This window comes from Geobacillus sp., assembly GCF_017515625.1.
Taxonomy (GTDB): domain Bacteria; phylum Bacillota; class Bacilli; order Bacillales; family Anoxybacillaceae; genus Geobacillus; species Geobacillus stearothermophilus.
In genome coordinates, this window is the sequence record NZ_JAFWFM010000089.1 from 1 (window position 1) to 4,605 (window position 4,605).

The following is a 4,605-nucleotide window of genomic DNA, read 5'->3' on the forward strand; positions in this document are numbered from 1 at the left end:
CTTCGGTTACATTCCATCAAAAAGGGACTTTTGAGTCAGCCCCGTCAACCGTTACACCACCCCGGCGGGCGGTGCTGGGACAAATTCAATTTCAAATCCGAGATCTTCAAGCATTTGATAATCGGCCGCCTTTTCCTGCCCGGCCGTCGTCAAATAGTCGCCGACAAAAATCGAGTTGGCGGCATACAGCCCGAGCGGCTGAAGGGAGCGCAAGTTCACTTCGCGTCCGCCGGCGATACGGATTTCTTTCGTTGGATTCATATACCGGAACAGCGCCAACACTTTCAAGCAATAGCGCGGGTTTAGCTCGTTCGTGCCGGCCAGCGGCGTTCCGTCGATCGCATGCAAAAAGTTGACCGGAATGGAATCCGCGTCGAGCGCCCGCAGGCTGCGCGCCATCTCAACGACATCCCGCTTTGTTTCCTTCATGCCGACAATGACGCCGGAACACGGCGAAAGACCCGCTTCTTTCACCGTTTCCACCGTCCGCACCCGGTCGTCGTATGTATGGGACGTCGTAATGTTCGGGTGGTGCTGTTTTGACGTGTTAATATTATGGTTATAGCGGTCCACGCCCGCCTCCTTCAGCCGCGCCGCCTGCTCCGGCTTTAAAATCCCCAGGCAGGCGCACACTTTCAGCCCGAACCGCTCTTTAATTTCCTTGACCGCGGACACAACGGTGTCGATCTCCTTATCGCTCGGCCCGCGGCCGCTCGCCACAATGCAATACGTTCCGATGCGCAGCCGGTGCGCTTCTTCCGCTCCGCGGAGCAGCGTCTCCTTATCAACCATTTTGTACGTTTTTACGGGCGCCGTCGCTACGGCCGACTGGGAACAGTAGCCGCAATTTTCCGGACAGAGACCGGACTTAGCGTTAATGATCATATTCAGTTTTACCTTGTTGCCATAGTACGCCGAGCGGATGCGGTACGCCCCTTGCAAAAGAAGGAGCAGCTCCTCGTCCGGACAATCCAATATCGCCAGCGCTTCCTCGTCGGTCAGTTCATGGCCGTCGAGCACTTGTTCAGCCAAATGAAGCCAATTTGCCATCGTTCCTCTCCCCTTTCCACATCATTACATTTATCGTAACGAATCGGGCGATTGATTGTCAACCTAAATTGATTTTAAGTTTACTTTTCAGACGAACGCCCGCCGATGAACCATCCGATGCAAAACAAGGCAAGCTTCCGTTTCGGACAGCCTGCCTTGCCGCCTTCAGCTTAGCGCGTCAATTTTTCGACGATGTCGCGGGCGATCCAGACGCCGCAAGCGCTCGCTTGGGCGAGGCCGCGCGTAATGCCGGCGCCGTCGCCGCCAACGTACAGCCCTGCAATTTCTGTTTCAAACCGGTCGTTTAGCTTCGGGCGCGCCGAATAAAACTTCGCCTCGACGCCATAAAAGAGCGTATGTTCCGATGCCAGCCCCGGGGTGACGTGATTGAGCGCTTCCGTCATCTCAATCAAGCTTTTCATCGTGTTGTACGGCAACACAAGGCCTAAATCGCCCGGCACCGCCTCTTTTAGCGTTGGTTCAATAAATCCTTCTTTAATCCGCTTTTCCGTCGACCGCCGTCCTTTTAAAATGTCGCCGTATTTTTGCACGATGATGCCGCCGTTTGACAACGCGTTCGCCAGCCGGGAAATTTCATGGGCATACTCGTTCGGCTTGTCAAACGGATCGGAAAATTTATGCGAGACAAGAAGGGCGAAGTTCGTGTTGTTGCTGCCAAGTTTCGGGTCTTTGTAGGCGTGTCCGTTGGCGAGCATAATGCCGGAATGGTTTTCGACGACGACATGCCCGGACGGATTGCTGCAAAACGTCCGCACTTGCGTCCCGACCGACGTATTGAAAATAAACTTCCCCTCATACAAATGCTCGTTGATTTCCTGCATGACGATGTTCGATGTCTCGACGCGCACCCCAATGTCCACTTGGTTGTTGATCATCCGCAAGCGGCGTTTGCGCAGCACTTTGCTCAGCCAAACCGATCCGTCGCGCCCCGGGGCGATGACGACTTTTTCCGCCGTCAGCGTTTCGCCGTTTTTCAGCACTACTCCTTTGACAACATGGCCGCTTTCCGTCCGCTCCGTCAAAATATCGTCCACTTCCGTCTGAAAGCGCATCGCAATCCGCTCGCGCAAATACTCAAAAATGCTTTTTAAAATTTCTAAGTTTTGCTCCGTGCCCAAATGGCGGACATAGGCGCGCAGCAGCTTCAGCCCGGCGGCATACGCGCGCCGCTCAATCTCTTTCACTTTGTCAGTCATCGGGTCGGTGATCGATGTCGTCGCCCCATGTTTTAAGTTGATCTCATCCACATAACGGATGAGGTCAAGCACGGTTGAGGCAGGCAAATAATCGGTCATCCAACCGCCGAATTCGCTCGTGATGTTGAATTTGCCGTCCGAGTATGCTCCGGCCCCGCCGAACCCGTTCGTAATCGAACAGGCCGGCACGCAGCCGGCATAGTCTTTTTTACCGGCCGGCGGCGGGCATTTCTCAATTTTTTTCTGCAAAATCGGACAGTTTCGCCGGTATATATCATGCCCTTTATCAATCAAAAGCACGTTCGCTCCAGGCAGTTTCAGCGTCAGTTCGTAACAGGTGAAAATGCCAGCCGGCCCGGCGCCGACCACGATGACATCGTAATGGTTGTTCATTGCGCCATCCCCCACTTTTCGTATTCCACTTGGAAAGTATACGGAATACGAGGCGGTTCGTCAAGGTAAAATACGAACTTTTTTACCGTTTACACTTATAAATGTTCGAGATTTTAAAAACGTTGTCGGCAAAAAGAAAAACTGGTATGGTAGGAAAGGAGCAGCTTCCCGCTTGTTTCCGTCGATCGAAGCGGGGAGCTCCGCGCCAAAGAGAATGAAGGAAAGGGGAGCAAACGGATGCGCTTTTTGGCCAAAAATTTCCTAAACGGCATGTTGACGATCGTGCCGATTTTCGTAGCGGTCTATGTGTGCTACAAAGTATTCACCGTTTTGGACGGATTGCTCGGTCAATACGTCCGCCCGCACCTAGACGGCCGCTACGTCCCCGGCCTTGGTTTGCTCGCAACGGTTGCGCTCATCACGGTCTGCGGCTGGCTGTCGACGCAATACGTGAGCGGCCGCCTCATTCGACTGATCGACCGGTTGCTTGAAAGCATTCCCTTCCTGAAAACCGTTTATTCGGTCGCCAAAGATACGATCGCCTCTTTGATCGGGGAAAAACGGTCGTTTTCCAAAGTCGTGCTCGTCACGCTGCCGGAAAGCGGCTGGAAATGCCTCGGCTTCATTACAATGGATGACGTCGGCGCCTGGCACGATCCGCTGGCCGATTATGTGGCCGTCTATGTTCCGCAGACGTTTCAAGTTGCGGGGCTGACGCTCCTCGTTCCAAAAGAACAAGTTGAAGTCATCGACATGGCGCCGGAAGAGGCGATGAAGTTTATCCTCTCCGGCGGAGTGGCGGCAAGAACGCAAAAACGGCTGCCCGAACAATAGGGCAGCCGTTGTTCCGCCGGCCGTCAAAAGTATCGCTTTTTCCAAAAGATGTACGCCGTCGCCGCTGACAGTAAACCGGCGAGCGCCATCGCGATCAAAAAGGCGTACGGAGAGTGTTGGTACGGAATCGGTACGTTCATGCCGTAGAAACTCGCCACCATCGTCGGCAGCGAAATGACGATCGTAATGGCGGTCAAAAACTTCATCACAATGTTTAAGTTGTTCGAGATGACCGAAGCGAACGCATCCATCATGCCGCTTAAAATGCTGCTGTATACTTCGGCCATTTCAATCGCCTGCTTGTTTTCAATAATGACGTCTTGCAGCAAATCTTGGTCATCTTCGTACATGCGCAAATAGTTGAGGCGCATAAGCCGCTCCATGACGATGTTGTTCGCCTTGAGCGACGTCATAAAGTAGACTAAGCTTTTTTCCATGCTAAGGAGCGAAAACAGTTCTTTGTTTTTCATCGACTGGTGCAGCTCTTTTTCAATTTCGCTCGTCCGCCGGTTGATTTGCTTCAAGTAGCGCAAATAATACGTGGAAATCATGTACAGCATTTGCAACGCAAACCGCGTCTTCATAAACGTGTAAAAGTTTTTGATTTTGTTTTTTGAAAATTCCTCAAAAATCGGATTCTCCTGCAAACAAACCGTAATAAAACACGTGTTCGTAATGATCATGCCGATCGGAATCGTCTCGTAAATCGGGCCGTCCACTTCATCATGGGCGACAATCGGAATGTCGACGATAATGAGCACATGGTTGTCTTCCTTTTCGACGCGCGACCGCTCCTCGTCATCCAACGCGTCTTTGATCGAATCGATCGGAATGTCCAAATGGTGGGCGATGTAGCGAATTTCGTCCTCGGTCGGAGCGACGAGATTGATCCAGCAGCCGTTTTCGATCCGGTCAATTTCGCGCATTTTGCCGCTCGCATCAGACAAATACATTTTCATCATCTGGCATCCTTCCTCCCTCTAGAAATGTTGATTTATCAAGGCTTTTCGGCCCCTCAGGGGTGTCCAAAAAATATTTTTCGACAAAATCCCTTACATCCTTTTTCAGTTTTGTGGATATCTTACAGACCTAGGGTGCGCTTCGCGGCCAC

The 4,605-nt window shown here is 52.2% G+C and carries 4 protein-coding genes; 1 reads left to right on the forward strand and 3 read right to left on the reverse strand.

The genetic code is table 11. From position 1 onward, the window contains the following. Positions 1-51: 51 nt before the first annotated feature. Both bioB and IKE44_RS05620 read right to left on the reverse strand, forming a co-directional pair. On the reverse strand, positions 52-1,050 hold the full coding sequence (bioB, locus tag IKE44_RS05615) for a biotin synthase BioB (protein WP_287465267.1): 999 nt from the start codon (positions 1,048-1,050) through the stop codon (positions 52-54). A 170-nt stretch (positions 1,051-1,220) separates the two neighbouring features. Further along, on the reverse strand, positions 1,221-2,660 hold the full coding sequence (locus IKE44_RS05620) for an NAD(P)/FAD-dependent oxidoreductase (protein WP_047818304.1): 1,440 nt from the start codon (positions 2,658-2,660) through the stop codon (positions 1,221-1,223). A 237-nt stretch (positions 2,661-2,897) separates the two neighbouring features. Between IKE44_RS05620 and IKE44_RS05625 the strand changes: the two genes are divergently transcribed. Next, entirely contained in the window at positions 2,898-3,494 is a 597-nt protein-coding gene (locus IKE44_RS05625; protein ID WP_171698019.1) for a DUF502 domain-containing protein, read from the forward strand. Positions 3,495-3,517: 23 nt separating this feature from the next. Here IKE44_RS05625 and IKE44_RS05630 read toward each other — a convergent pair whose 3' ends face one another. Further along, positions 3,518-4,456, reverse strand: coding sequence for a magnesium transporter CorA family protein (locus IKE44_RS05630; protein WP_050368646.1), 939 nt, complete (start codon positions 4,454-4,456; stop codon positions 3,518-3,520). Between the last annotated feature and the right edge of the window lie 149 nt (positions 4,457-4,605).